Source organism: Megasphaera jansseni, from assembly GCF_047974155.1.
Lineage (GTDB): Bacteria > Bacillota > Negativicutes > Veillonellales > Megasphaeraceae > Megasphaera.
The window spans coordinates 16,770-42,500 of sequence record NZ_JBHYRR010000001.1; the positions used below are offsets into that span (position 1 = coordinate 16,770).

General features: G+C 56.8%; 24 protein-coding genes. 21 read left to right on the plus strand and 3 right to left on the minus strand.

The genetic code is table 11. The annotated features are described in order from the left end of the window. Window position 1 precedes the first annotated feature (1 nt). The 3 genes from ACE418_RS00120 to ACE418_RS00130 all read right to left on the minus strand — a co-directional run bounded on the left by ACE418_RS00120 (window position 2) and on the right by ACE418_RS00130 (window position 2,333). Entirely contained in the window at window positions 2–634 is a 633-nt protein-coding gene (locus ACE418_RS00120) for a 3'-5' exonuclease (RefSeq protein ID WP_416448577.1), read from the minus strand. A gap of 65 nt (window positions 635–699) precedes the next feature. Beyond that, window positions 700–828, minus strand: coding sequence for a hypothetical protein (locus tag ACE418_RS00125; protein ID WP_416448578.1), 129 nt, complete (start codon window positions 826–828; stop codon window positions 700–702). A 26-nt stretch (window positions 829–854) separates the two neighbouring features. After that, entirely contained in the window at window positions 855–2,333 is a 1,479-nt protein-coding gene (locus tag ACE418_RS00130; protein WP_416448579.1) for an aldehyde dehydrogenase family protein, read from the minus strand. A 203-nt stretch (window positions 2,334–2,536) separates the two neighbouring features. On the opposite strand from ACE418_RS00130, the gene ACE418_RS00135 reads away from it, so the two are divergent. From ACE418_RS00135 to ACE418_RS00235, 21 genes are all read left to right on the plus strand, one after another. Then, complete coding sequence (locus ACE418_RS00135) at window positions 2,537–3,184, plus strand: HAD hydrolase-like protein (RefSeq protein WP_416448580.1); 648 nt, start codon at window positions 2,537–2,539, stop codon at window positions 3,182–3,184. Between the two features lie 46 nt (window positions 3,185–3,230). After that, window positions 3,231–6,152, plus strand: a complete 2,922-nt coding sequence (locus ACE418_RS00140; protein ID WP_416448581.1) for an insulinase family protein — start codon at window positions 3,231–3,233, stop codon at window positions 6,150–6,152. A 12-nt stretch (window positions 6,153–6,164) separates the two neighbouring features. Further along, window positions 6,165–7,088 carry a tRNA glutamyl-Q(34) synthetase GluQRS gene (gluQRS, locus tag ACE418_RS00145; RefSeq protein WP_416448582.1) on the plus strand — a complete coding sequence of 308 codons (924 nt, stop codon included), beginning with the start codon at window positions 6,165–6,167 and terminating at the stop codon, window positions 7,086–7,088. A 297-nt stretch (window positions 7,089–7,385) separates the two neighbouring features. Beyond that, window positions 7,386–7,826 (plus strand): division/cell wall cluster transcriptional repressor MraZ, encoded by a 441-nt coding sequence (mraZ, locus tag ACE418_RS00150; RefSeq protein WP_416448583.1) that lies wholly within the window; start codon window positions 7,386–7,388, stop codon window positions 7,824–7,826. 8 nt (window positions 7,827–7,834) lie between these two features. Further along, entirely contained in the window at window positions 7,835–8,767 is a 933-nt protein-coding gene (rsmH, locus tag ACE418_RS00155; protein ID WP_416448584.1) for a 16S rRNA (cytosine(1402)-N(4))-methyltransferase RsmH, read from the plus strand. 39 nt (window positions 8,768–8,806) lie between these two features. Beyond that, window positions 8,807–9,175, plus strand: coding sequence for a cell division protein FtsL (gene ftsL / locus ACE418_RS00160; protein WP_416448585.1), 369 nt, complete (start codon window positions 8,807–8,809; stop codon window positions 9,173–9,175). Window positions 9,176–9,276: 101 nt separating this feature from the next. Further along, entirely contained in the window at window positions 9,277–10,782 is a 1,506-nt protein-coding gene (locus tag ACE418_RS00165; protein WP_416448684.1) for a UDP-N-acetylmuramoyl-L-alanyl-D-glutamate--2,6-diaminopimelate ligase, read from the plus strand. Continuing rightward, window positions 10,782–12,152 (plus strand): UDP-N-acetylmuramoyl-tripeptide--D-alanyl-D-alanine ligase, encoded by a 1,371-nt coding sequence (locus ACE418_RS00170; RefSeq protein ID WP_416448586.1) that lies wholly within the window; start codon window positions 10,782–10,784, stop codon window positions 12,150–12,152. The genes ACE418_RS00165 and ACE418_RS00170 overlap by 1 nt, the downstream gene beginning before the upstream one ends. A gap of 5 nt (window positions 12,153–12,157) precedes the next feature. Then, window positions 12,158–13,123: a phospho-N-acetylmuramoyl-pentapeptide-transferase gene (gene mraY, locus ACE418_RS00175; protein ID WP_416448587.1), complete on the plus strand. Its 966-nt coding sequence runs from the start codon at window positions 12,158–12,160 to the stop codon at window positions 13,121–13,123. 57 nt (window positions 13,124–13,180) lie between these two features. Beyond that, on the plus strand, window positions 13,181–14,548 hold the full coding sequence (murD, locus tag ACE418_RS00180; RefSeq protein ID WP_416448588.1) for a UDP-N-acetylmuramoyl-L-alanine--D-glutamate ligase: 1,368 nt from the start codon (window positions 13,181–13,183) through the stop codon (window positions 14,546–14,548). Window positions 14,549–14,581: 33 nt separating this feature from the next. Then, the gene (gene murG, locus ACE418_RS00185) at window positions 14,582–15,703 is read left to right on the plus strand and encodes an undecaprenyldiphospho-muramoylpentapeptide beta-N-acetylglucosaminyltransferase (protein ID WP_416448589.1); all 1,122 of its coding nucleotides are present in this window, start codon (window positions 14,582–14,584) and stop codon (window positions 15,701–15,703) included. Between the two features lie 28 nt (window positions 15,704–15,731). After that, on the plus strand, window positions 15,732–17,120 hold the full coding sequence (gene murC, locus ACE418_RS00190; RefSeq protein WP_416448590.1) for a UDP-N-acetylmuramate--L-alanine ligase: 1,389 nt from the start codon (window positions 15,732–15,734) through the stop codon (window positions 17,118–17,120). Between the two features lie 4 nt (window positions 17,121–17,124). Further along, window positions 17,125–18,063, plus strand: a complete 939-nt coding sequence (locus ACE418_RS00195) for a D-alanine--D-alanine ligase (protein ID WP_416448591.1) — start codon at window positions 17,125–17,127, stop codon at window positions 18,061–18,063. Next, the gene (locus ACE418_RS00200; protein ID WP_416448592.1) at window positions 18,063–18,974 is read left to right on the plus strand and encodes a cell division protein FtsQ/DivIB; all 912 of its coding nucleotides are present in this window, start codon (window positions 18,063–18,065) and stop codon (window positions 18,972–18,974) included. The genes ACE418_RS00195 and ACE418_RS00200 overlap by 1 nt, the downstream gene beginning before the upstream one ends. Before the next feature lie 119 nt (window positions 18,975–19,093). Then, the gene (ftsZ, locus tag ACE418_RS00205; protein ID WP_416448593.1) at window positions 19,094–20,131 is read left to right on the plus strand and encodes a cell division protein FtsZ; all 1,038 of its coding nucleotides are present in this window, start codon (window positions 19,094–19,096) and stop codon (window positions 20,129–20,131) included. Window positions 20,132–20,209: 78 nt separating this feature from the next. Then, complete coding sequence (gene nrdR / locus ACE418_RS00210; protein WP_416448594.1) at window positions 20,210–20,674, plus strand: transcriptional regulator NrdR; 465 nt, start codon at window positions 20,210–20,212, stop codon at window positions 20,672–20,674. A gap of 22 nt (window positions 20,675–20,696) precedes the next feature. Beyond that, a complete protein-coding gene (gene rfaE1, locus ACE418_RS00215) occupies window positions 20,697–22,178 on the plus strand; it encodes a D-glycero-beta-D-manno-heptose-7-phosphate kinase (RefSeq protein ID WP_416448595.1) in 1,482 nt (493 codons plus the stop codon). Further along, complete coding sequence (gene rfaD, locus ACE418_RS00220) at window positions 22,175–23,140, plus strand: ADP-glyceromanno-heptose 6-epimerase (protein ID WP_416448596.1); 966 nt, start codon at window positions 22,175–22,177, stop codon at window positions 23,138–23,140. Before rfaE1 ends, rfaD begins: the two co-directional genes overlap by 4 nt. After that, window positions 23,137–23,658 carry a D-glycero-alpha-D-manno-heptose-1,7-bisphosphate 7-phosphatase gene (locus ACE418_RS00225; RefSeq protein WP_416448597.1) on the plus strand — a complete coding sequence of 174 codons (522 nt, stop codon included), beginning with the start codon at window positions 23,137–23,139 and terminating at the stop codon, window positions 23,656–23,658. Before rfaD ends, ACE418_RS00225 begins: the two co-directional genes overlap by 4 nt. Beyond that, window positions 23,645–24,676, plus strand: coding sequence for a glycosyltransferase family 9 protein (locus tag ACE418_RS00230; RefSeq protein WP_416448598.1), 1,032 nt, complete (start codon window positions 23,645–23,647; stop codon window positions 24,674–24,676). The genes ACE418_RS00225 and ACE418_RS00230 overlap by 14 nt, the downstream gene beginning before the upstream one ends. Beyond that, window positions 24,673–25,722 (plus strand): glycosyltransferase family 9 protein, encoded by a 1,050-nt coding sequence (locus ACE418_RS00235; RefSeq protein WP_416448599.1) that lies wholly within the window; start codon window positions 24,673–24,675, stop codon window positions 25,720–25,722. The genes ACE418_RS00230 and ACE418_RS00235 overlap by 4 nt, the downstream gene beginning before the upstream one ends. Window positions 25,723–25,731 lie beyond the last annotated feature (9 nt).

Consider the following 25,731-nt stretch of genomic DNA (forward strand, 5'->3'; position numbering starts at 1 on the left):
GTTATCCGCTGATTTGCGGGTAACGGCGTTTTTTGAAGATGGCCTGGTCGTCGTCGAGCATCTGTTGGAAACAGAAGAGCGTCGCGTCCGTATCGGTCAGGCTGTCGTGCCAGTTACGGCCGTGGTAGCCGTAGTGGGCGGCGCAGTTCATGAGCTTTTCATAGGTAATGGTCTTCGTTTCCTGATAGTGGATGAGGGAGAAGGCTTCGGCCAGGTCGAGATAGATGTCCTTGTCCGGCAGGACGACACCAGAAGCATGGAGCTTGGCGATGTCGTTGAAGGTACTGTATCCGACGATGAGGTCTGCGTCCATGAAAAGGTTGCTGACCGTGTCGGCCCAGAGGATGAACGGGTCTTCCTGGGCGACCTGTTCCGGCGTGATGTGATTGACTTCCATCGCTTCGTCCCAGCGCTCCGTATAGAGGGGCTTGAAGTAGCGGTTCATGAGGACGTCGCCGCAGCCGTTCATGATGGACAGCTGGATGATTTCGGCGTCGGCTGTGAGGCCCGTCGTCTCCAGGTCCAGCGTCAGGATGCGGGCCGGGTCGAGGCGGCGGATGGCCTGTTTGATCTTCGGAGACCGGCGGATGCTCTGGCGCCGGGCTTTTTCTTTTTTCGACAGTAACTTTTTCATGGAAAAACCTCCTTTCTTCTCTGCAATGGTTTCATTATAGGAAGAAAGGAGGCCCTTGTCAATCGTTATTTCTTGGTGCTGGCACTCGTCGTGGCCTGCGGCGCTGCCGGCCGGTCGACGGTAGTAAAGCCGTAGACGGCCGTACAGGCCAGGAGGAGCATGAGCAGGAGAGAGAGGATTTTTTTAGCTGTCATAGGGAACGCTTCCTTTTAGGTTGGGATTATTCGTATAAGCCGCTCGGCTTTTCCGAGAGGTTGATGAAGATGTTCTTGGTCTGCATGTAATGACGCATGGTCGTCTTGTCCGTTTCGCGGCCGATGCCGGACAGTTTGTAGCCGCCGAAGGGGGCGCCGGCAGGCAGGGCGTTGTAGGTATTGACCCACATGCGGCCCGTTTCGACGCCTTTGGCTACGCGCAGGGCCCGGTTGATGTCGCGCGTCCAGACGGCACCGCCTAAGCCGTATTCGCTGGCGTTGGCCAGGGCGATGACTTCGTCTTCCGTTTCAAAAGGCAGGATGCAGACGACAGGGCCGAAGATTTCTTCCTGGGCGATGCGCATGTCGTTGGTGACGTCGGCGAAGATCGTCGGCTTGATGAAGTTGCCCTTATCGAGGCCGCCTGTCATAATCTTTTCGCCGCCGCAGACCAGGCGGGCCCCTTCCTGTTTACCGATTTCGATATAGCTGAGAATCTTTTCGACCTGGCGGCCGTCGATCTGGGCGCCCATCTGCGTGTCTTCCAGCCAGGGCAGGCCGACTTTGACGCGGTTGAAGCGTTCAGCCAGTTCGTTTACGAACTTGTCGTAGATCCCTTTCTGGACGAAGATACGGGAGCCGGCGCAGCAGACCTGGCCCTGGTTGAAGAGGATGCCCAGCTGGGCGCCGTCCATGGCCATGTCCCAGTCGCAGTCGTCGAAGAAGATGTTCGCCGACTTGCCGCCCAGTTCCAGCGTCGCCGGAATGAGTTTTTCCTGGGCTGCTTTGTAGACGTCGCGGCCGATTTCCGTAGAGCCTGTGAAGGCCAGTTTCTGGATATCCGGATGGTCGAGGATGTACTGGCCGGAACGAGAGCCCTTGCCGGTGATGATGTTGACGACGCCGTCAGGCAGGACGCCTTCTAAGAGGTGCATCAGTTCCAGGACGCTGAGGGACGTCGTGCTCGATGGCTTGAGGATGATCGTACAGCCGGCAGCCAGGGCCGGTGCCAGTTTCCAGGCGGCCATGAGGAAGGGGAAGTTCCACGGGATGATTTGGCCGACGACGCCGATTGGTTCGTGGATGACCAGGCTCAGCGTGTGGTCGTCCAGCGTCGAGGCCCGGCCGTCTTCGCTGCGGACGACGCCGGCGAAGTAGCGGAAATGGTCGGCAGCTGCCGGGATGTCGACGGCCTTCGTTTCCCGGATGGGCTTGCCGTTGTCCAGGGTTTCGATGAGGGCCAGTGTGTCGGCATTCTCTTCGATGATGTCAGCGATTTTCAGGAGGATGGCCTGCCGTTTGATGGGCGATACGTTCTTCCAGGCCGGGAAGGCAGCCTGGGCGGCGCGGACGGCGGCATTGACATCGTCCTGCGTCGCTTCGGCACAGACCGACAGGACTTCACCGTTAGCGGGATTGATGGCTTTGAAGGTAGAACCGTCGCTGGACGGGACCCAGCGGCCGTTGATATATAAATCGTAAGAGGGGCGGATGATATTTTTCATCAGGACACTTCCTTTCTACGCAATGAATATAATAGAAAATGATTCTTTGTTAATGTGGATTCATTATACCACAAGTATACTAAAAGGGTCAACAATGGGAAAAATTTCACGGTCTCTGTGCGAGTCAAATGATTGCAAATATCGGCAAAGCAGGCTAAAATAGATAGGGTACACAATAAGTATAGTTTTACAGGAGAAGTTACATGTATAAATACGTTTTATTCGATCTCGACGGGACCTTGACCGATTCCAAAGAAGGCATCATCAAGTCCGTAGCCTATGCCCTGGAACAGATGGGCGAATCGACGGAAGGCCGTCTGGATCAGCATACTATCGTTGGGCCGCCGCTGCTGACGACCTTTGAAGAGGTCTACGGTTTTTCGCCGGAAAAAGCACGGCAGACCTATGCCTATTTCCAGGAACGCTATAGTACCATCGGCAAGTTCGAGAACCGGGCTTTCGATGGCATCGTCCCCATGCTCAAAGCCATGAAGGAAGCGGGCATCCGCTCTTTTGTCGCGACCTCCAAGCCTCAGGTCCACGCCGAAGCAATCTGCCAGAAATTCGGCATCGCCCCTTATGTGGAAGCCATTGCCGGCCCGGCCGTCGGTGGCACCGATACCAAGGCCGACGTCATGCGGCGCATCCTGGCGGGCCTGGGTCCTGTGGAAAAGGGCGATGCCGTCATGGTCGGCGACCGCCGTTTCGATATTATCGGCGCCCACGAACTGGGCCTGCCCGTCATTTATGTCACTTATGGCTATGGCGACGAAGCCGAACGGAAAGCCTTCCAGCCCGATTATACGGCAGCGACCGTCGCTGAATTGGGCCGATTACTTTTGCAAGCATGATACTAGTTATAATACATTATATACTATGAAATGAAGGAGCGTTTTTATGAAGTTACAAGAGAAACAGATGATTCACGGCTTTGCTGTCGACCGGTCCCGCTACGTACCGGAACTGCACAGCCAGGCCTATGAGCTGCACCACGTCCAGTCCGGTGCCCGCCTGTTATATATCCAGAATGACGATGACAACAAAGTCTTTTCTATTTCGTTCCGGACGACGCCGTCGGACAGCACCGGCGTACCCCATATCTGCGAACACTCGACCCTCTGCGGTTCCCGGAAGTTCCCTCTCAAGGAACCCTTTGTCGAACTGGTGAAGGGCTCGCTCAATACTTTCCTCAACGCCATGACCTTCCCGGATAAGACCATGTATCCCGTAGCCAGCCGCAATGCAGCCGATTTCAAGAACCTCATGGATGTCTATCTCGATGCCGTCTTCTTCCCGAACATGATCAGGGACAAACAGGTCCTCATGCAGGAAGGCTGGCATTACCATCTCGATTCGGCCGATGGCGAACTGACTTATCGCGGCGTCGTTTATAACGAAATGAAAGGCGTCTTCTCGTCGCCGGACTCGCAGATGGAACGGCACGTCATGGATGCCCTCTTCCCGGATACGACGTACGGTGTCGAATCGGGCGGCAATCCCGATGACATCCCGAACTTGACGCAGGAAGCCTTTGCCGCTTTCCACGCTAAATATTACCATCCGTCGAACAGCTATATTTTCCTCTACGGCGATATGGATATCGACCAGACCCTGGCTTTCATCGATGGCGAATATTTGAGCCAGTTCCATGTCGAAACGATTGATTCGGCCATCGGCCGCCAGTCCTGCCCGGGGAGCCAGGTCAAGACTTATCCCTACGGCATTGCGACGGGAGAAAAGACGGACCATAAGACGCTGCACAGCCTGACCTATGTCATCGACGATGCCCTGGACCCGACGGTAGCCATGGCCTTCAAGGTCCTGACCTACGTCCTCCTGCAGTCGCCGGCGGCGCCGCTGAAGAAAGCCCTGGTCGACGCCGGCCTGGGCAAGGATATTTCCGGCGACTTCCAGGACGGCCTCTTGCAGCCCTTGTGGGGCATTTCCGTCAATGGCTCGGACCCGGATAAACAGGACAAAATCCTGCCCATCGTCCGCGACGTCCTCAGCGGTATGGTCCGCGACGGCCTGGACAAGACCCTGCTCACAGGGGCCCTGAACCGGACGGAATTCATCCTGCGCGAAGCCGATTTCGTCGGCCGCCCGAAGGGCCTCATCTACGGCATCCGCTGCATGGATACGTGGCTCTACGATATGGATCCTCTGGCTGCCCTGTCCTATGAAGGGCCGCTGGACGTGTTGCGCCGCGGTATCGACAACGGCTATTTTGAAGGCCTCATCCAGAAGTATATCCTCGACAACCCCTATTATGCCCTGGTCTCCTTAGTCCCGGAACCGGGCCTGACCGAAAAGCACGATAAGGCCCTGGCCGACAAGCTGGCAGCCTATAAGGCTTCACTCTCTCAAGAAGAAATCGATGCCATCGTAGCCGATTCCCAGGCCCTTCAGAAGCGGCAGGCCACGCCGGATTCGCCGGAAGCCCTGGAAACGATTCCGACCCTGACCCGGGACGACCTGGAAAAGAAGGTCGATACGATTGTCATGGAACAGCAGGCTATGGACGGCGTCACCGTCTGCTATGTCCCGGATGAAACCAATGGCATTACCTATGTCAATGCCTACTTCGACCTCCACGGCCTGACGCGGGAAGAAATTTCCTATGTCTACCTGCTGAGCGACCTTATCGGCGATATGGATACGACCGATCATACGTATGGGGAAATCGCGTCGCTCATCGACTTGTACACCGGCGGCATCGACTACAGTGTGTCGGCCTTCTCGAACCGGACGGACAACAAGGACTACATGCCGGTCTTCCGTTTCAAGGCCAAAGGCTTGACGCAGAACCTGGACAAGCTCGTCGATTTATTGAAGGAAATCTCCCTGCACACGGTCTTCACCAATAAAGACCGCCTGATCGAACTCGTCGAAGAAACGAAGGCCGGCTGGGATATGGACGCCTTCCGCCGGGGCCATACCATCGTCATGCACCGCGTCTTGTCCTACGTTTCGCCGGTAGAAGCCTTCTGCGACGCCGGGGAACTGTCGTATTACGAATTCATTACCGACATCGCCGGCCGCATCCATACCGACGCCGAGGCCATCGCTGCCAAACTCGCTGCGGTTATGAAAAAAATCTTTACCCGTTCGGCCCTGACCCTGGAAGTGACGGCCAGCCGGGACGACTGGCAGACGGCGAAAGTCGTCGTACCGTCGTGGATCACGGCACTGCCCCAGGGCGAAAAGCCCCAGGGTCTGTGCGATTTCGGCCTGTCCCGGAAGAATGAAGGCATCATGACTAGCGGCACTGTCCAGTACGTCGCCAAAGGCGGCAACTTCCGCAGCCACGGCTATGACTATGACGGCTCGCTCATGGTCCTCGATACGATCCTCCAGTACGGGTACTTGTGGACGAAGATCCGCGTCCAGGGCGGAGCGTACGGCGCCTTTACCCGCTTCTATGACAACGGCGACATGGTCTTCTGCTCGTACCGCGACCCCAACCTCCGCTCCAGCGTCGAAGCCTACGATGCCCTGGCGGATTATCTGGAATCCTTCGACGTGTCCGACCGGGAAATGACGAAATACGTCATCGGGACCCTGAGCCGCGTCGACGTGCCTTTGACGCCATCCCTGCGGGGCGCCAAGACCATGACCCGGTATTTCACCGGGACGACCGATGCCATTGCCCAGCAGCGCCGGGACCAGCTGCTGGCGACGACGGCTGCCGACATCCGCGCCCTGGCTCCGCGCATCCGCGCCGTCATGGACGACAATAACCTCTGCGTTATGGGCAGTGAAGCGAAGATACGCGAAGCGAAGGACTTGTTCACCTGCCTCGTTTCGCTGCCTGATTAGGATGTGAGTGCCATGCGCGGACGTTTTGCGCCGAGCCCGACAGGGTATATCCATTTGGGCAACGTCTGGTCGGCCTTCCTGGCCTGGCTGCAGGTGCGCCAGGCCGGCGGGACGCTGGTCCTGCGTATCGAAGATATCGACGAACAGCGGTCGAAGCCCGTCTTTACCAAGGCCCTCATGGAAGACCTGCGCTGGCTGGGCCTGGATTGGGATGAAGGACCGGACATAGGCGGGCCTTATGGGCCATACATCCAGCAGGAACGGTATGACCGCTATGATGCGGCCCTGGAGAAGCTCCGCAAGGCGGGCCTCTTGTATCCCTGTTATTGCAGCCGCGCCCGATTGCAGGCCGTCGGCGCCCCTCATGCCGGTGAGCATACCGTCTACGACGGCCATTGTTACGGCCTGAGCGAAGCCCAGCGGAAACAGATGACCAAGAAGCCGTCGTGGCGGGTCCATGTGCCGGGACGGACCATTTCCTTTACAGACGGCGTTTACGGGACCTTCCACGAAGACCTGACGCGCTGCTGCGGTGACTTCGTCGTCCGCCGGGCAGATGATATGTATGCCTATCAACTGGCCGTTTCCGTCGACGACGGGGCCATGGCCATTACCCATGTCCTGCGTGGTGAAGACCTGTTATCGTCGACGGCCCAGCAGATATGGCTCATGGAGATATTAGGCTATACGCCGCCGGTGTACACCCACGTACCCATGCTCGTCGACAAAGACGGGAACCGCCTGTCCAAGCGTCAGCACGGCATCACCATCCGCTCCCTGCGGGAACGGGGCCTTACGGCAGAAGCCATCTTGTCCTATCTGGCCTATGTCGGCGGCCTGGTGCCGGAACCGCGCCGCTACAGCCGGGAAGAACTCGTCCAGCGCTGCGATTTCCATAAATTGCGGACCGAGCCCATCGTCATAAAAATGCTGTAGGGGCCGCCCCAAGGGCGGCCCGCAGACCGCAGTTCGCAGGTCGCAGACCGCTCCGTAGGGGCCGTCTTGTCAAGGCGGCCCGCCAATCGCAGGTCGTTAGCAGTTAGCGGTCAGCAGTTAGCCGTTAGCCGCTACGAACCACTACCCACGAGCCACTGACCACGAACCACGAACCCCCAAGAAGTTTTGCTTGAAAGAAGAAACTTTCATGCAAAACTTCTTTTTTTTACCATTGTGTTGTCACGGCGTGTGGAAATGTGGTAAAATGTGGTGAAAAGTGAAGGGAGTTGCGGCCTTATGTTTATGGGTGAATATGAACATACCATTGATGCAAAAGGTCGCGTTATTTTGCCTGTCAAATTTCGGGACGAACTGGGGCCAAAGTTCGTCGTTACCCGCGGTTTGGAAGGCTGCCTTTCTGTCTATACGATGGAGGCGTGGATGCGCTTGGCCGGCAGTTTGAAGAAACTGCGGGCTTCTAAGGAAAATGTCCGCGCCTTCAAGCGGTTTGTCTTCGGCAGTGCTGCCGAAGTAGAATTCGATAAACAAGGCCGCATCCTGATTCCGGCGACATTGAGGGCCTATGCCAAGCTGGTCAAGGATGTGACTGTCCTGGGGACAGGGGATAAAGTCGAAATCTGGAGCAAAGAAGCTTATGAAGCCTATGCGGCCAAGACTGTACCGGTCATGGAAGAAATTGCAGAAAGCCTCGACGATTCCCTGGACTTGGACTTTTAGGAGGAATTATGAATTTTCATCACGTCAGTGTGCTTCGTAAAGAAACCATAGATAATTTGATTACCGACCCTGACGGAATCTATGTCGACTGTACACTCGGCGGCGGCGGTCACTCCCGGGCGCTGGCTGAACGCTTGTCGTCCAAGGCGACGCTCATCGGCCTCGACCAGGACCGGGACGCCATTGCGGCTGCGACGGAACGGCTGAAAGATACGGCCTGCCGGCGCATCCTGGTACAGCGGAATTTCCGCTATCTGTCAGACGTGCTCGATGAATTGGGAATCGAAATGGTAGATGGCGTCATGTTCGACCTCGGCGTCTCCAGTTATCAGCTCGATACGCCGGAACGGGGCTTTTCCTACATGCAGGACGGCCCTCTGGACATGCGCATGGATCGGGATCAGAAGCGCAGTGCTTACGATATCGTCAATGGCTACAGCCAGGCCGACTTATACCGTATCATCAAGACCTACGGCGAAGAACGCTGGGCTAAGCGCATTGCCGCTTTCATCGTCGAGGCGCGGCGGGAAAAGCCCCTGGAACGGACGGAAGAGCTGGTCCAGGTCATCAAGAAGGCCATCCCGGCCGGTGCCCGCAAGGACGGCCCCCATCCGGCCAAGCGGACTTTCCAGGCCATCCGCATCGAAGTCAATGATGAACTGGGAATCCTTCACGATTCCCTGGAACAGGCCGCCCAGCGCCTGAAGCCGGGCGGACGGCTGTGCGTCATCACCTTCCATTCCCTGGAAGACCGCATTGCCAAACAGACGTTGAGGCTCTTGGCGACCGATTGTATCTGCCCGCCGGACATGCCAGTTTGTACGTGCCATCATCATGCCATCTTAAAAGTGAAGCGCCAGCCCATCCTGCCGTCGCAGGAAGAACTGGATACGAATCCGCGGGCCCGCAGTGCGAAGCTCCGCGTCGGCATCCGTAAATAACGGGGCCGGGCTATGATCATGGAAATGGATGTGTTGCGTATGCTGGTGAGGAAGGCCGGGAATATACATGGTGATAAGAGCATACCCTTATGGCGGACGGATGCTGTAAACGCGATCCGGCGGGGGGCGGCTTACGTCTTGCTGCCGATTGGAATGATTGCGGCTATCGTAATCATATCCAACCTGCTGACCTCCTGGGCATATCAGCAGAGTGGAGAACTCATGGAGGTGAAGCGCGAGACGCAGCAGTTGCAGCGTGAAAACGATGAATTGCGCGTCGAGATTTCCAAATTGGAAACACCGGAACGAATTTACACGACCGCGACGAAGCGACTGGGCATGGTAGCGCCGTCACGGATCCTTTATGGGAACCAGACGGACCAGGCCGCAAGGGGAAAACGTCGATAATTGCTTAAAACCGAGAGGTCGACGCACTTCGTGCGACGACCTCATTGTTGTTTCGCTTATAGAGAATACAAAAAAAGAATCATCAAGGAGGACCTATGATTATGACCAAAACGGTAGGAGAACTTTGTAAACAGATCAAGGGCATTTATAATCTCAATGGCAGTGCCGATACGGTGATCACCGGTATTTCATCGGACTCGCGCCAGATTGAAGCGGGCTATCTCTTCGTCTGCATTTCCGGTGTCCACGTCGATGGTGCCGCCTTTGCAGCCCAGGCTGTCGAAAAAGGGGCCGTCGCCGTCTTGACGACGAAACACCTCGACCTGCCTAAGAGCACGGTCCAGATCCAGGTGCCGGATATCCATCACGCCCTGGAAGACATGGTTCCGTTCTTTTACGATTATCCGGGCAAGAAGATGCGCATGATCGGCGTCACCGGCACCAACGGCAAGACGACGACGACCCACATCATCGCCCATATCCTGCGGGCAGCTGGCTATCATGTCGGCGTCATCGGCACCATTCACGCCCTCATTGACGATGAAGAACTGCCGATCCACAATACGACGCCCGATGTCGTCGAACTCCAGCGCTTCCTGGCCCTCATGCAGGAAAAAGGCATGACCCATGTCGTCATGGAAGTCTCCAGCCATGCCCTGGCCTTGAACCGCGTCGCCGGCATCGAATACGATACGGCGGTCTTCACCAACCTGACTCAGGACCACCTCGATTTCCACAAGACCATGGAAAATTACGTCGCCGCCAAGGCCAAGCTCTTCCAGAGCTTGACCGCTGCCGACCACGTCAAGGATAACAAGACGGCCGTCGTCAATATCGACGACCCCTGGTCCAAGGATATCCTCAAGGCCTGCCACTGCAAAGTCCTGACTTACGGTGTCGAAAAGGATGCCGACCTCAAAGGGTCCAACTTGAAAGTCGAATTGAAGAAATCCTCTTTCGACGTCGTCGGCCCTTTCGTCAACGTCCACCTCAACATGAACATCACGGGCTTGTTCAACGTTTACAATACGCTGGCCGCCATCGGGGCAGCCCATGCTGAAGGCGTCGATGAAGCGACAATCGATAAAGCCATCCAGACCTTCCATTCCGTACCGGGCCGTTTTGAACTCGTCGAAGCCGGCCAGGATTTCGCCATCGTCGTCGACTATTCCCATACGCCGGACAGCTTGCAGAAAGCCTTGGAAACGGCGCGGGCTATGAATCCGAACCGCATCATCGCCGTCTTCGGCTGTGGCGGCGACCGCGATAAGACCAAGCGCCCCATCATGGGCCGTATCGGTGCCGAACTGGCCGATATCCCTATCGTCACGTCGGACAATCCCCGCTCGGAAAATCCGGAAACCATCGTTTCTGAAGTCGAAGCCGGCGTCAAGGAAGGCTTGAAACCAGGCCAGCACCATGAAGTCATCGTCAACCGCCGCGACGCTATTTACCGCGCCGTCGAACTGGCTCAGACCAATGACATCATCGTTATTGCCGGCAAGGGCCATGAAACGTATCAGATCCTCAATGACGGGACCATTCATTTCGACGACCGCGAAGAAGCGCGCAACGCCGTCCATGCACTGCACAGAGGAGATAAATAATGGCTTCTTTTACGAGTGAAGAAATAATCCAGGCCACAGGCGCCCGGCTCCTGAAGCCGGCCGCCTCGGTGGCTTTCAGCGATGTCTGCACGGATACGCGGGCTATCGCCCAGGGCTCGTTGTTCGTCGCTTTCAAAGGGACGTCTTTCAACGGCCATGATTTCGTCGGCCAGGCTCTCTCTGCCGGCGCTGCCGGGGCTGTTGTGTCGGAAGTGCGTCCGGAATATGAAGGGCTGACGGCACCGATCTTCGTCGTCGCCGACACCCTCAAGGCTTATCAGGACCTGGCCCGCTTCCACCGCCGCCGTTTTGCCATTCCCGTCGTGGCCGTCACCGGCTCGGTCGGCAAGACGTCGACACGCAATATGATCGCCACCGTCCTCGGCGAAAAGTACCGTGTCTTGCAGACGGAAAAGAATTTCAATAACGAAATTGGCCTGCCCAAGACGCTGTTGCAGCTGACGCCGGAACACGAAGCCTGCGTCGTAGAAATGGGCATGCGCGGCTTAGGGCAGATTGCCGAACTGGCGGCTATCGGCGAACCGACTATCGGCGTCGTCACCAACGTTGGCAAGAGCCATATCGAACTGCTCGGCTCCCAGGAAAACATCGCCAAGGCGAAATCGGAACTCGTCCAGGCCCTGGATGAAAAGGGGACGGCCGTCCTCAACGGCGACGATCCCTTTGTCCGCCAGATGACGGATGTATGCAGGGGCACGAGTGTCCTCTATGGGACCACAGACGATGCAGCTGTCCGGGCCGATCATATCGTCTGTGATGAACAGGGCGTCCGCTTCCACTGCAGCGGCGCAGGCCAGGATTTCGACGTCTCCGTGCCCGTCATCGGCGGTCACAACGTCTACAATGCCCTGGCGGCCATTGCTGTCGGTCAGCTGACCGGACTGAGCGCCGCTGAGATACAGCGCGGCCTGGCGTCGTATCATGGCATGGCCATGCGCCAGGAACTGCTTCATATCGGGCCTTATACCTTCATCAATGATACGTATAATGCCAATCCGGCGTCCATGGCCGAAGCCATCCGCACGCTGGACCTGCTGACGAAAGGCCGCAAGATTGCCGTCCTCGGCGGCATGGGGGAACTGGGCGACTGGGCGAAAAGGGAACACGAAGCCATTGGCCGTCTCGTCGCCCAGACCGGCCTCGATGCCCTCATCACCATGGGTGATCTGGCCCAGGATATCGCCCAGGCGGCGAAAGCCGAAGGCATGACGGCCGTCTACACGACGGATACGCATGAACAGGCGGCTCGTCAGCTGAAAGACCTTCTCCATGATGGCGACACGGTCCTCTTGAAGGGCTCGCGGAGCTTTGCCATGGAAAAAATACTGCCCTATTTCGAAAGGAAGTAATGTGAATGTTTAAAATGCTGATTCTCAGCTTTGTCGTCAGCCTGGTCATCGGCCTCGTCTTTGGACCGCTGGTCATCAAGGAACTGAAAAAATTCCACGCCCGCCAGTCTGAAAGGGAAGAAGGGCCGCAGAGCCATAAATACAAGGCCGGGACGCCGACCATGGGGGGCATCCTCATCCTGGCGGCGCTGACCATATCGTGCCTCATCTTCGATCCTATGGATCTGCGCAAAGGGCTGGCCTTATTCCTGGCCCTGGGCCATGGTGTCATCGGTTTCCTCGACGATAGTATCAAGGCTATCAAGCACCGTAATCTGGGGCTTACGGCCAAACAGAAATTAGCTGGCCAGTTCGTCATGGCAGCCATTTTCTGCTATATCCTCGATGCCTTCCTCCATTTCCCGACGACCTTGTGGATTCCCTTTACTTCCACCACCGTTGATTTGGGCATGTTCTACTATCTCTTCGTCTTCGTCATGATCGTCGGCACGAGTAATGCCGTCAACCTGACCGACGGCCTCGACGGCCTGGCTGCCGGGTCCTGCGCCATTACGTCCGTGGCTTACGTCGTCATCGCCGTCGCCCTGGGCTATAGCCATTTCGCCATTTTCGGCACGGCCCTGACCGGGGCCTGCCTGGGCTTCCTCTTCTATAACCAGCATCCGGCCAAGATGTTCATGGGCGATACGGGGTCCCTGGCCCTGGGCGGTGCCCTGGCGGCTATGGCTATCCTGACCAAGACGGAACTGCTCCTCATCCTGGCTGGCGGCTTGTATGTCATCGAAGCCCTGTCGGTCATCATCCAGGTCATTTCCTTCAAGACCCGCGGTGTCCGCGTCTTCAAGATGAGCCCGATTCACCATCACTTTGAGCTGTCTGGCTGGAGTGAAGTCAAGGTCGTCACCGTATTCTGGAGCTTCTCGGCTATCATGGCGATCCTGTCCATTATCGTCGTATTGGCCTGCAAATAGGGCCTGCGGCTTTTCTGATTGAATTACGATATTTTTTATATAAAGCAGGTGTTGGCAATGAGCATCATGGATTTTTCTGGAAAACATTTCTTAGTTATCGGCGCAGGCATCAGCGGCCGCGCTGCCTCTTTGGCCCTGGCAGGCCATGGCGGGTCCGTTACGCTGAATGATATGAAGGCCATCGACACGGCCGAACAGCCGTGGCCAGATCTGGCGGCTGCCGGCGTCAAGCTGGTCTTTGGCAGCCAGGAAACGAACCTTCTCGACGGCATGGATGTCGTCGTCCCGTCGCCGGTCATTTCTCCGGAAATCCCAATCATGAAAGAAGCGGCCCGCCGCGGCCTGCCGATCTGGAGTGAAGTCGAAGTGGCCTGCCGGGTCACCGATGCCGATATGATCGGCATTACCGGGACCAATGGCAAGACGACGACGACGACCCTGGTCGGTGAAATCATGAAAGCCACGGGCCGTCAGACCGTCGTCGGCGGCAACATCGGCTACGGCCTGTCCGCTCAGGCCGACAACCTGCCTAAGGAAGCCGTCGTCGTCGCCGAATTGTCCAGTTTCCAGCTCGAATTCACGCACAGCATCAAAGCCAAAGCGGCCACCATCCTCAATATCACGCCGGACCATCTGGACCGCCACCATACGATGGAAGGCTATGCTGCCGCCAAGGAACGTATCTTCCTCAACCAGGATAAGGGCGATTACGCCGTCCTCAATTACGATGATGAACGGGTGCGGGCCATGGCTGCGGATATGACCGGTACGGTCGTCTATTTCTCGACGTGCGGCGAAGTCCCGGAAGGGGCCTTTTATCAGGACGGACAGCTTATCCTGCGCCTCCATGGCCAGGATACCGTCGTCTGTGCCGAAACGGACCTGCACCTCTTCGGCAAGCATAATATCCAGAATTGCCTGGCCGCGATTCTCCTGACCTATGCTGCCGGGGCGCCGCTCGACGTCATCCGCCAGGTCCTCAAAGATTTCAAGGGCGTCGAACACCGCCTGGAAAAAGTACGGACCATCCATGGCGTCACTTATTACAACGACTCCAAGGGGACCAACGTCGATGCGTCCATGAAGGCCCTGGAAGCTTTCCCGCAGGGACACCTCATCCTCATTGCCGGCGGCTATGACAAGAAGACGCCCCTCGATGATTTCATGGCCCTGGCGGCGAAACGCGTCGATACGCTGATCCTCATCGGCGATGCGGCAGAACGCTTCGAAGCCGCTGCCAAGAAGGCAGGCATCCAGGATATCCGCCGCACGGGCTACAGTATGGAAGGGGCCATCATGCTGGCCCGCAAGATCGCCAAGGCCCCGCAGGCCGTCCTTTTGTCACCGGCTTGCTCCAGCTTTGACATGTATGATAATTTTGAACAGCGCGGACGTGTCTTTAAAGGCATCGTCAACGCCATTTAACGATATTTAGAAGAAACAACAGGAGGCAGGAACATGCGTCGAGTCATTATTTCCGGAGGTGGCACAGGCGGCCATATCTACCCGGCGATTACCATTGCCCGGGCGATTGCCGACATCGAACCTACCGAATTTCTCTACGTCGGCTCCAAAATCGGCCTGGAAAATACATTGATCCCTAAAGAAGGCTTGCCTTTCGTCACCCTTGACGTGCGGGGCCTGGAACGGAAGATTTCCGTCCGCAACTTCGTCACCCTGGGCAAGACGGCAGCCAGCCTGATCAAGGCAGAAGGTATTATCCACAAATTCAAACCGGACGTCGTCATCGGGACGGGCGGTTTCGTCTGTGGGCCGGTCCTTTTGGCAGCCAGCCTGAGCGGTGTGCCGACACTGATCCAGGAACAGAACGTCATCCCCGGCGTTACCAATACGATTTTGAGCCGTTTCGTCAACCGCGTAGCCCTGGGCTACGAAGAAGCCGCTGCCCGTTTCAAGCGCAAGGACATCCTGGTCTATACGGGCAATCCCGTCCGCAAGGATATCCTCACGGTGACGCGGGAAGAAGGGCGCAAGGCCCTGGGACTGGACCCGGATAAATTTACGCTCCTCGTCGCCGGCGGCAGCCGCGGCGCCCGCAGCATCAACACGGCGATGATCGAAGTCCACAAGTATTTCCGTAACGACGACCGTATCCAGATCCTTCACGTCACAGGGGACCATGAATACGACCGCGTCGTCAAGCAGCTGCCGGGCATCGAATGCCGCGGCCGCTATGGCAAGGGAAGCCGCATCATCCCGTATCTGCACCATATGCCTGACGCCCTGGCCGCCTGCGACCTGGCCGTATACCGGGCCGGTGCCGTCGGCCTTGCCGAACTGACTGTCCGCGGCGTGCCGTCAATCCTCATTCCCTATCCCTATGCAGCCGAAGACCACCAGCGCTATAATGCCCAGGCCCTGGTCATGTGCGGCGCTGCCAAGATGATCCTCGACAAGATGCTGACAGGCCGGGAATTGTTAGAAGAAATCATTCATTTAAAAGACGATCCGAAGGCGCTGGCAGCGATGGCGAAAGCCAGCCGCTCCATGGGCAAGCCCGAGGCGGCACACGATATTGCCGAACTGGCCTTGTCGATTGCCCGCAAACGTCGTCCGTAACAGGAAAAGAAGGGTGTGGAATAAACCTATGGTTAATCTGAACGATGTCACAAACGTTCATTTTATCGGCATTGCCGGCGCCGGGATGCGGGCAATTGCCAATGTTTTCATTGAAAAAGGATATCATGTATCCGGTTCGGACCTCAAAGCCTCGCCGGTGACCGAACAGTTCGCCCAAAAAGGGGCCCGTATCTGTATCGGCCAGCGTCCGGAAAATCTGCAGGATGCCCAGGTCGTCGTCATTTCGTCGGCTATCCGCGACACCAACGTCGAGCTGGCCGAAGCACGCCGCCGCGGTATCCCTGTCATCCATCGGTCCGATGCCCTGGTCCACATCATGAGCTGGGGGAAGGGGATTTCCGTAGCCGGTGCCCACGGCAAGACGACGACATCGTCCATGCTGGGCCAGGTCTTTGAAGAATGTCATCAGGACCCGACCATCGTCATCGGCGGTGAAGTCGATTACCTGCATAGCAATTCCATCCTGGGGAAAGGCGCCTATGTCATTGCCGAAGCCGATGAAAGCGATGGGACTTTCCTCAAGCAGAACCCTTATATCGCCGTCGTCACCAATATTGACGCCGACCATATGGACCATTACGGCTCGCTGGAAAACGTCATCGCCGCGTTCAAGCAGTTCATCCAGAAACTCGATCCGGAAGAAGGCCTGGCTGTCCTGTGCTTTGAAAACGACAAGATCCGGGCCCTGGCCCCGCAGACCGGCCGCCGTTACGTATCGTACGGCATCGAACAGCCGGCGGACTACCAGGCCAAAGACCTGCATTACATCAAGGGCAGGCTCCATTTTTCCGTCTATAAACATGGCCAGAAGATGGGGGATATGGTCCTCAATGTACCGGGACGCCACAACGTCCTCAACGCCCTGGCGACGACGGCTGTTGCCGATGCCTGCGGACTCCCCTTTGACGGCATCGCTTCGGCGATGAGCCATTTCCACGGCGCCAAACGGCGTTTCCAGACCAAGGGCTTCGTTGGTGATGTCTGGGTTGTCGACGACTATGCCCATCATCCGACGGAAATCAATGCGACCTTGACGGCGGCCCGCGATATGGGGACGCACCGCGTCGTCTGCCTCTTCCAGCCACACCGCTATACGCGGACGAAACTGCTCCTCGACCAGTACGGCAGCGCCTTTGCCAAAGCCGATAAGCTCATCGTCACCGACGTCTACAGTGCCGGCGAAGATCCCATCCCCGGCGTATCGGGCGAACTCATTGCCAGGAAGGTCAGGGAAACGACGGGCCAGGATGTGACCTATATCCCGCATAAAGAAGATTTAGTGGCTTATTTGAAGGAAAATTCCCGTCCCCTCGACCTGGTCATCACTATGGGGGCCGGAGATATTTACAAAGTCGGCGAAGCCTATCTCGCTGAAGCTAAAGAAATGGAGAAATAAGGAAATGGAAGACATGAAAGATAAAAAAATTGCCGTCGTTGTCGGCGGTCCCTCGACAGAAGCAGAAGTATCGCGCCGCACTGGGGCTGCCATTGCGGAGGCGCTGACGAAAAAGGGATACCATATCGAAACGATCGAACTCGTACCGAAAGAATTCGCCAAGACCCTGACAGAAAAGGGTATCGATATCGTCTTCAATGCCCTTCATGGCCGCTACGGTGAAGATGGCGTCATCCAGGGCTTATGCGAAATGATGGGGATCCCTTACACCGGTCCAGGCGTCATGGCCAGTGCCGTCGGCATGAACAAGGTCATGAGCAAGGCCGCTTTCCAGGGGGCCGGCATTGCCACAGCGCCTTTTGCCTACTATTTCGCCACCCAGGACCGCGAAGCCATCGCTGCCGACATCGAACAGCGCTTCGACCTGCCCGTCGTCATCAAGTCGTCCGGCCAGGGCTCGAGCATCGGCACAGTCATCGTCCAGTCGAAGGAAGAACTCCGTCCGGCCCTGGACGAAGCCTTCAAGTACAGCGCCTCGCTGGTCGCCGAAGCCTTCATCGATGGCGATGAATTCACCGTCGCCGTCATGGACGACGTCGCCTTCCCGGTCATCCAGATCGTATCCAGTACGGGCAAATACGACTTCTATTCCAAGTATGCGCCTGGCGTAGCCAAGCATCTCTGCCCGGCGCCGATTTCGCCGGAACTGACCAAGGAAATGCAGGATTTGGCCTTGAACGTCTTCCATCTCTGCCACTGCAGCGGCGTATCCCGCGTCGATATCATGACCGACAAGGAAGGTCATCCCTTCGTCCTGGAAATCAACACCGTCCCGGGCATGACGGCGACCAGCCTGGTCCCCGATGCTGCCCGGGCTATGGGTATGTCCTTTGAAGATTTGTGTGAAAAGATTTTACTGGAAGCATCGGTAGGTAAGTTTTAATGGGAAAGAAATCATATCATACGGGGCAGCGACGGGTCGTGCTGCCTAACGATCCTCATGATGTGTTTGTTCCTCCTCATCTTGAGAACGACCCGCTGAACGAACCGGACCGGGAAGCCCTGGCTGCCAAGAAAGAAGCCCAGCGCCGCCGCAAGGCCCGCCAGGCGGCACGGCTGAAGAAGAAAAAGGCCCGGCAGAAACAGATTTGGGCCCGGCGCCGCCGCGTCGGCTGTATCTTTACGATCCTCGGTGTCTTCGTCATCTGGCTCTTCCTGCGCCTGGCGCCGGTATCTTTCGGAGCCATTATCGTCGATGGCAACGAGAACATGTCCTTTGAAGATGTCTATCGGGCCTGTGGGGCTTATTCCTATGTCAATGTCGTCCAGTTGTCGACGGACGATGTCGAAGAACGGCTGAAGAAGGACCTGCGCATTGCCGATGCGACGGTGACGCGGGAATTCCCAGCGACGATCCACGTCACACTGACGGAACGAAAGCCAGCTGCTGTCATTACGACGCTCTACGGGTTCGCCTATGTCGATAAGACCGGCCGGGTCATCGAACTGGGGCCGCAGATCAAAGGCGTATCTTTACCGATCATGACTGGCAAGAAAGTCGATAACCTGCTCTTAGGCGATACGGTGACGGACCCGACCCTCCATTCGGCTATGGTCTATCTCCAGAGCCTGCCGCCGGATATCCTCAAGAATATTGCCGAAATCAACGTCGGCAATCCGGAAAGCATCGTCGCCTACACGACCGATTCCATCCCCATCCATCTGGGCAGCGGCGATGAACCGGCAGAACGGGCGAAGCTGACGGAAACGCTGCTGGCCGAAGTCCAGGAAAATCATCTGGCCGTCCAGTACATCGACACGGATGTGCGCTCGCCCCTTGTCAAGACGAAATAAGGCGCATAGGGCCTTGATTTTCAAAAACAGGTAGATAAATTTTCTAAGATAGTGTAAAATAATAAGGAATCCTACTGCACAGGGTGTGCGTTATAGAGTCTGAAGGAGGAAAATGCGATATGGCAGAGTTTGCAAACATAAAAGTAATAGGTGTCGGTGGCGGCGGTAACAACGCTGTCAACCGTATGATAGAAAGCGGCTTGCAGGGCGTCCAGTTCATTTCGGTCAACACGGAAGACCAGGTCCTGGAAGTCTCGAAAGCCGATGTCAAGATCCAGATCGGCGAAAAATTGACGCGCGGCCTCGGTGCCGGTGCCAATCCCCAGGTCGGTGAACAGGCTGCCCTGGAAAGCAAAGAAGAAATCGTCAAAGCCCTGCAGGGTGCTGACATGGTCTTCGTCACAGCCGGCATGGGCGGCGGTACCGGTACCGGTGCAGCTCCTATCGTTGCCGAATGTGCCAAGGAAATGGGGGCCCTCACGGTCGCTGTCGTTACCAAGCCCTTCTCTTTTGAAGGGAAACGTCGCAAGGAAGTCGCTGATAAAGGGGCTGACTACTTGAAGGAAAAGGTCGACACGATCATCACCATCCCGAACGATAAACTGCTCCAGATCATCGACAAGAAGACGCCCTTGAAGGACGCATTCCTCGTCGCTGACGATGTCCTCCGCCAAGGCGTACAGGGCATCTCCGATTTGATTACGACGACAGGCCTCATCAACCTCGACTTCGCCGATGTCAAGACCATCATGTCCGACCAGGGTGAAGCTATCATGGGTATCGGCGTCGGCTCCGGTGAAAACCGTGCTGTCGAAGCTGTCGACGGCGCCATCCACAGCGCTCTCCTGGAAACGAGCATCGACGGTGCCCAGAGCATCTTGCTCAACGTTACCGGCGGCCCGGATATCAGCTTGTACGAAATCAACGAAGCAGCTGAAAAAGTGGCTGAAGCTGTCGATCCGGAAGCCAACATCATCTTTGGTTCCGTCATTGACCCGGATATGGAAGACTCCATCCGCATCACTGTCGTGGCTACAGGTTTTGGCAAAGAACCGTCTTCGATTCCCGCATTCGGCCAGGGCACTGGTACGGCAGCCAAACCCGGCGATACGAAAGACAATGCCGGTGGCGTAGAAATTCCTACGTGGATGAGATAATCAGCATGAAAAAAGCGGATCCCGGCGGACCCGCTTTTTTTTGAAAATATCGTCGAGAAGAAGGCAGGAGGAAGAAACATGAGATGCCCATTTTGCCAATGTGCAGATACAAAAGTAACGGATTCGCGGGCTACTGATGACGGCAAGGCCATCCGTCGCCGGCGAGAATGCCAGCAGTGCGGCCGCCGTTTCACGACTTACGAAATGGTCGAAGAAGTGCCGCTCATCGTCGTCAAGAAAGATGGCCGCCATGAATTATTCGACCGCAACAAATTATTGAACGGCCTGCTCCGGGCCTGCAACAAGCGGGAAGTCACGCGGCAGCAGCTGGAGGATATCGTCACCAAGGTCGAGCGCAATATCCGCAACACCCTGGCCCAGGAAGTGTCCAGCGAAAAGATAGGGGAAATGGTCCTCAGCGAGCTGCGTTCTGTCGATGAAGTCGCGTACATCCGCTTTGCTTCTGTATACCGCGAATTCGCCGATCTGGACAGTTTCATGGCTGAACTGCAGCATCTCATGGGTACGAAAGAAAAGAAATAAGAGACCGGAATCGAGGAACATTATGACAGAAAATTATATCGATCATTTTTTGAACCATGTCCTGCCGGAATTGCGTATCGCCGTCATCGGCGACATTATGGTCGACCGCTATGTGTTCGGCAAGGTAGAACGCATTTCACCGGAGGCACCGGTGCCTGTCAATAAAGTCGACCACATGACATCCGTCCTGGGCGGGGCTGCCAACGTAGCCTCGAACTTGGCCAATCTCGACTGTCACGTCTTTCTGGGCGGCCTCATCGGCGACGATGAAAACGCAGCGCTCCTACACCAGCTGTTGGAAGACGCCCATATCGACGGGTCGGGCCTGGTCGTGCGCCAGGACCACGCGACGACGACGAAAATGCGCATCCTCGGCGCCCGTCAGCAGATGGTACGCCTGGATTTTGAAGAAGTGACGCCCCTGGCTGTTACGGAAGAGGAAAAGCTCATGACCTGGCTGTATAACTGCGTGGCAGCCGGCCTGGACGGCATCATCCTGTCGGATTATCAGAAAGGCGTCCTCACCGATTCCCTGGCCCAGAGCATCATCAAAGAGGCCAATCGGGCCGGGATCCCCGTCCTGGTCGACCCCAAGGGCAGCGATTGGACAAAATACAACGGTGCCGATTTCGTGACGCCGAACATGAAAGAACTGAGCGACTGCCTGGGACGGCCCGTAGCCAATGAAGGTCAGGCTGTCGTAGCGGCAGCGGAACTCCTGCACGAACAGTACCAGTTCGCCCACCTCATGGTAACCCGGTCGGAAAAGGGCATCACCGTCATCGGCCGGGACGGCAAAGTCTGGAATAATCCGGCGACGGCACGGGAAGTCTTCGATGTATCCGGCGCCGGTGATACGGTCGCCGCCGCTTTCCTGTCGGCCATTGCCGGTCACTTGTCGATCCGCACGAGCCTGCAGATCGCCAATGCCGCTGCCGGCATCGTCGTCACCAAGGTCGGGACCTATCCCATCCATCGCCATGAACTGCTCAAGCTGTGGCAGGAATGGCAGCCGGCCCACTGGCATCCCTACCAGCCCCTGAGCCGGGAAGAGGCGGCTGAAAAGATACGTCAATGGCAGAAAAAGGGCGATACCGTCGTCTTTACCAACGGCTGCTTCGACATCCTCCATCGCGGCCATGTCCTCTACCTGCAGCAGGCGGCCATGCTGGGCCAGCACCTCGTCGTCGGCCTCAATTCCGATGCGTCCGTACGGCGCCTGAAAGGGGAGACGCGGCCTCTGGTCAAACAGGAAGACCGGGCTATCCTTTTGAGTGCCCTGGCCTGTGTCGATGAAGTCGTCATCTTCGAGGAAGATACACCGAAAGAACTTTTGCAGGTCCTGCGTCCGGATATCCTGGTCAAAGGCGGCGATTACAAAGCCGATGAAGTCGTTGGCCGAGAATCGGTCAAGCGCGTCGAAATCATTTCCTTTGAAGATGGCTATTCGACGACAGGCCTGATCCAGAAAATAGCTGATTTAGTAAAGAAGGGGAAACTATGAAAATTGTAACAGGTGGTGCCGGCTTTATCGGCAGCAATATCGTAAAACAGTTGAATAATCGGGGCATCAACGACATCCTCATCGTCGACGACCTGACGGACGGCCGCAAATGCCGCAACCTCCAGGGCCTCGATTTCTTTGATTATATGGACTATGCTGACTTTGATGAACAGATGGCTGACGATACCTTCGACTGCGGTTACATCGACGTCGTCTTCCATGAAGGGGCCTGCTCGGATACGATGAACTACGACGGCCGCTACATGATGAAGAACAACTACGAAGGCAGCAAGAATCTCCTGCGCTACTGCATGCAGCGCAAGATTCCCTTCCTCTATGCTTCGTCGGCGTCCACTTATGGCAGCGGCAGGCATGGCTTCCGCGAAGACCCGGCCTGCGAACAGGCTCTGAATCCCTATGCCTATTCCAAGCTCCAGTTCGACCGCTTCGTCCGCCGCGTCCTGCCCCTGGCCAAGAGCCAGATCGTCGGCTTCCGCTATTTCAATGTCTTCGGGCCCCAGGAAAACCACAAGGACCGCATGGCATCACTCATCTTCCAGAAGTATCATGAACTCCAGAAAACAGGGAAAGTTACCCTCTTCGAAGGGACGGCAGGCTATGAAAACGGCGGCCAGATCCGCGACTTCATCTACGTCAATGACGTAGTCAATGTCATCTTCTATTTCTGGGAACATCCGGACCTGTCGGGCATCTACAACTGCGGTACCGGCATCGGCCATACGTTCAATGAATTCGTCCAGGGCGTCATCGATTACTGCGGCAAAGGCCATATCGAATACGTCCCCTTCCCGGACATCCTCAAGGGCAAGTACCAGAGCTATACCCAGGCCGATACGACGAAGCTCATGGAAGCCGGCTATGACCGCGGCTTTACGCTGCTCCCGGAAGCTGTCAAGGAATACTGCAGCATCCTGGAAAAGAGCGACGGGTATTACGAATGAGGAAGGCCGTCTTTTTCGACCGCGACGGCGTCCTCAACGTTGACAAATCCTACTTGGGCTTCATCAAGGATTTTGAGTGGATGGACGGGGCCAAAGAGGCCCTGGCCTATCTGACGGAGGAAGGCTATGCCATCATCGTCGTCACCAACCAGAGCGGCGTCGCCCGCGGCTATTATACGGAAGACGATGTCAAGGCCCTCCACGACTGGATGTGTCAGGAAGCGGCCAAAGCCGGCGGCATCATTACGGCTGTCTATTACTGTCCTTATCTCGAAGGGGCACCGGTCAAGGCCTATGACAAGAAGAGCGACTGGCGTAAGCCGGCACCGGGCATGGTCCTGCAGGCGGCGAAAGATTATGATATCGATTTGAAACGTTCCTTCATGATCGGTGATATGCCCCGCGATGTAGAGTGCGGGCAGCGGGCCGGCATGGATGGCTATTTATTTACCGGCGGCAGACTGGACGACTTCGTCCGGGCCATTGTCGCAGAAAGGAAGGGCCGTGAAAGCATATAAGAACATACTGGTCATCAAGATGAGCTCTCTCGGCGACGTCCTCCATGCCCTGCCGACGCTCTACGCCCTGCGCCAGAACTGCCCGGACGCCCGTATCGTCTGGGCCGTCCATGAACAGTTTGCGTCGGTCCTGCCGGGCAAGCCTTACATCGACGAAGTCATCTATATCGACAAGAAACGGCTGAAATCCCTGTCGTACTGGAAAGAGCTGCGCCAGACGCTCCATGCCTATCATTTCGACGTATCCTTTGATCTCCAGGGCCTGGCCAAGAGTGCCATCGTCGCCTTCTTGAGCGGTGCCAAAGAGCGCTATGGCTACTGGGAAATGCGCGAAGGCAGTTTCCTCGTCAGCAAAGGCCTTACAGGACCTCATAAGTACGACCACGTCATCGAACGCTATCTCGATACGGTCCGCGTCCTCGGCGGCCGTGTCGATGCCATCGAATTCCCGCTGCCCGATATTACCGGCGAAAGACAGGCCTGGCGCCAGCGGCTGGCAGCAGACGGCCTGACCGGTCCCTATGTGGCTATCGTGCCCGGTGCCCGCTGGAGCGTCAAGGAATGGCCCTTGTCCCACTGGCAGGCTTTCCTGCAGCGCCTGACGGATTCGGGCATGGCCGCCGTCCTCTTGGGGAGCGGCGACGACGTGCCCAAGGGAAAGGTCCTGAAAGGCCACGATACGTCGGGCCGGGTCTTCGATTATACCGGCCGTACCGATTTACGGCAGCTCATGGCAGCCATTGCCGAGAGCACGCTCTATATCAGTGCCGATACGGGGCCGCTGCACATGGCCAATGCCTTGAAAAAAGAACTCATCGCCCTCTTTGGGCCGACGTGTCCCCAACGGACCGGCCCTTACGGCGGAAACGACGACGCCTATATCCACATGGTCCTGTCGCCGACGTCCCAGGCGACGCCGGAGCAGCCCCTGGTCGATGATCCGGACTGCATGGCCCAGATCACGCCCGATGCGCTGTGGCAGGTCTATGAAGGCGTCCTGAAGAAGGTGGAACTATGATTAATCTGCGCAACAAAAAAATAATCGTCACCTTTCTCATGCATCTAGGCGACCTCATCCTCATCACCCCGTTCCTGCAGGTCCTGCGCCGTCATGCCCAGGGCTCGGAAATCACCCTTGTCGTCGATGAGAAAGTGGCCGACGTCGTCCGCTACAATCCGAATATCGATCACCTGGTCACGGTCGATAAGAAGGGCAAAGACAACTCCGTCCGTGCCCTGTGGCATATCGGCCGGCGTCTGCATCAGCATCACTACGATACCCTCATCAACCTGCATCCCAATGAACGGACGTCGTTCCTGGCGGCGGTCATCCATGCCAAGCAGTTCGTCGGCATGAGCCATTTCCTGGTGCGTCCCTTGATGGACCGCTATACCCGCCTGGACCGCATCCATCTCCATGCAGCTGATATGTACATCAACGTCCTGGCCCAGCTGGGCATCGACGACTATCGCAGCGACGGCCTGCAGTTCTTCACCTGTAAGGCCTGGGACGACAAGGCGACGGAATTCTACCGTTCCCAGGGCGTCCACAACAGCGATGCCCTCATCGGTTTCAATATCGGCAGTGCCGTCCCGCAGAAGCGCTGGCCGGCCAAGCGCTTTGCCGCCGTCGCCGACTATTTTGCCCGCCGCGGCTTCAAATGCGTTTTCTTTGGCGGCCCCATGGATGAAGACATGGTCAAAGAAGCGACGTCCCAGATGGAATCGGACCCGATCATCGCGACGGGGAAATTCACGATCGGCGAACTGGCATCGGCTATCCGCTGTTGTTCGCTCTTCATCACCAATGACAGCGGCCCCATGCATGTCGCCGTCAGCCAGGGCGTTCCCCTGGTCGCCCTCTACGGGCCGAGCAACCCGAAACTCTACGGCCCCTATACGGATCGGGCCATCGTCCTGGAATCGACGAACCACTATGAAGTGGGCAAGAGCATGAAACAGATCATCCGAGAAGGTAACTACAAAGGTATTTCGGTTATTCCCATGAGCCAGGTCATCGCCGCCGGCGAAGAACTCCTGAGCCGTTATTATGGAAGAAAATAACCCGTATTA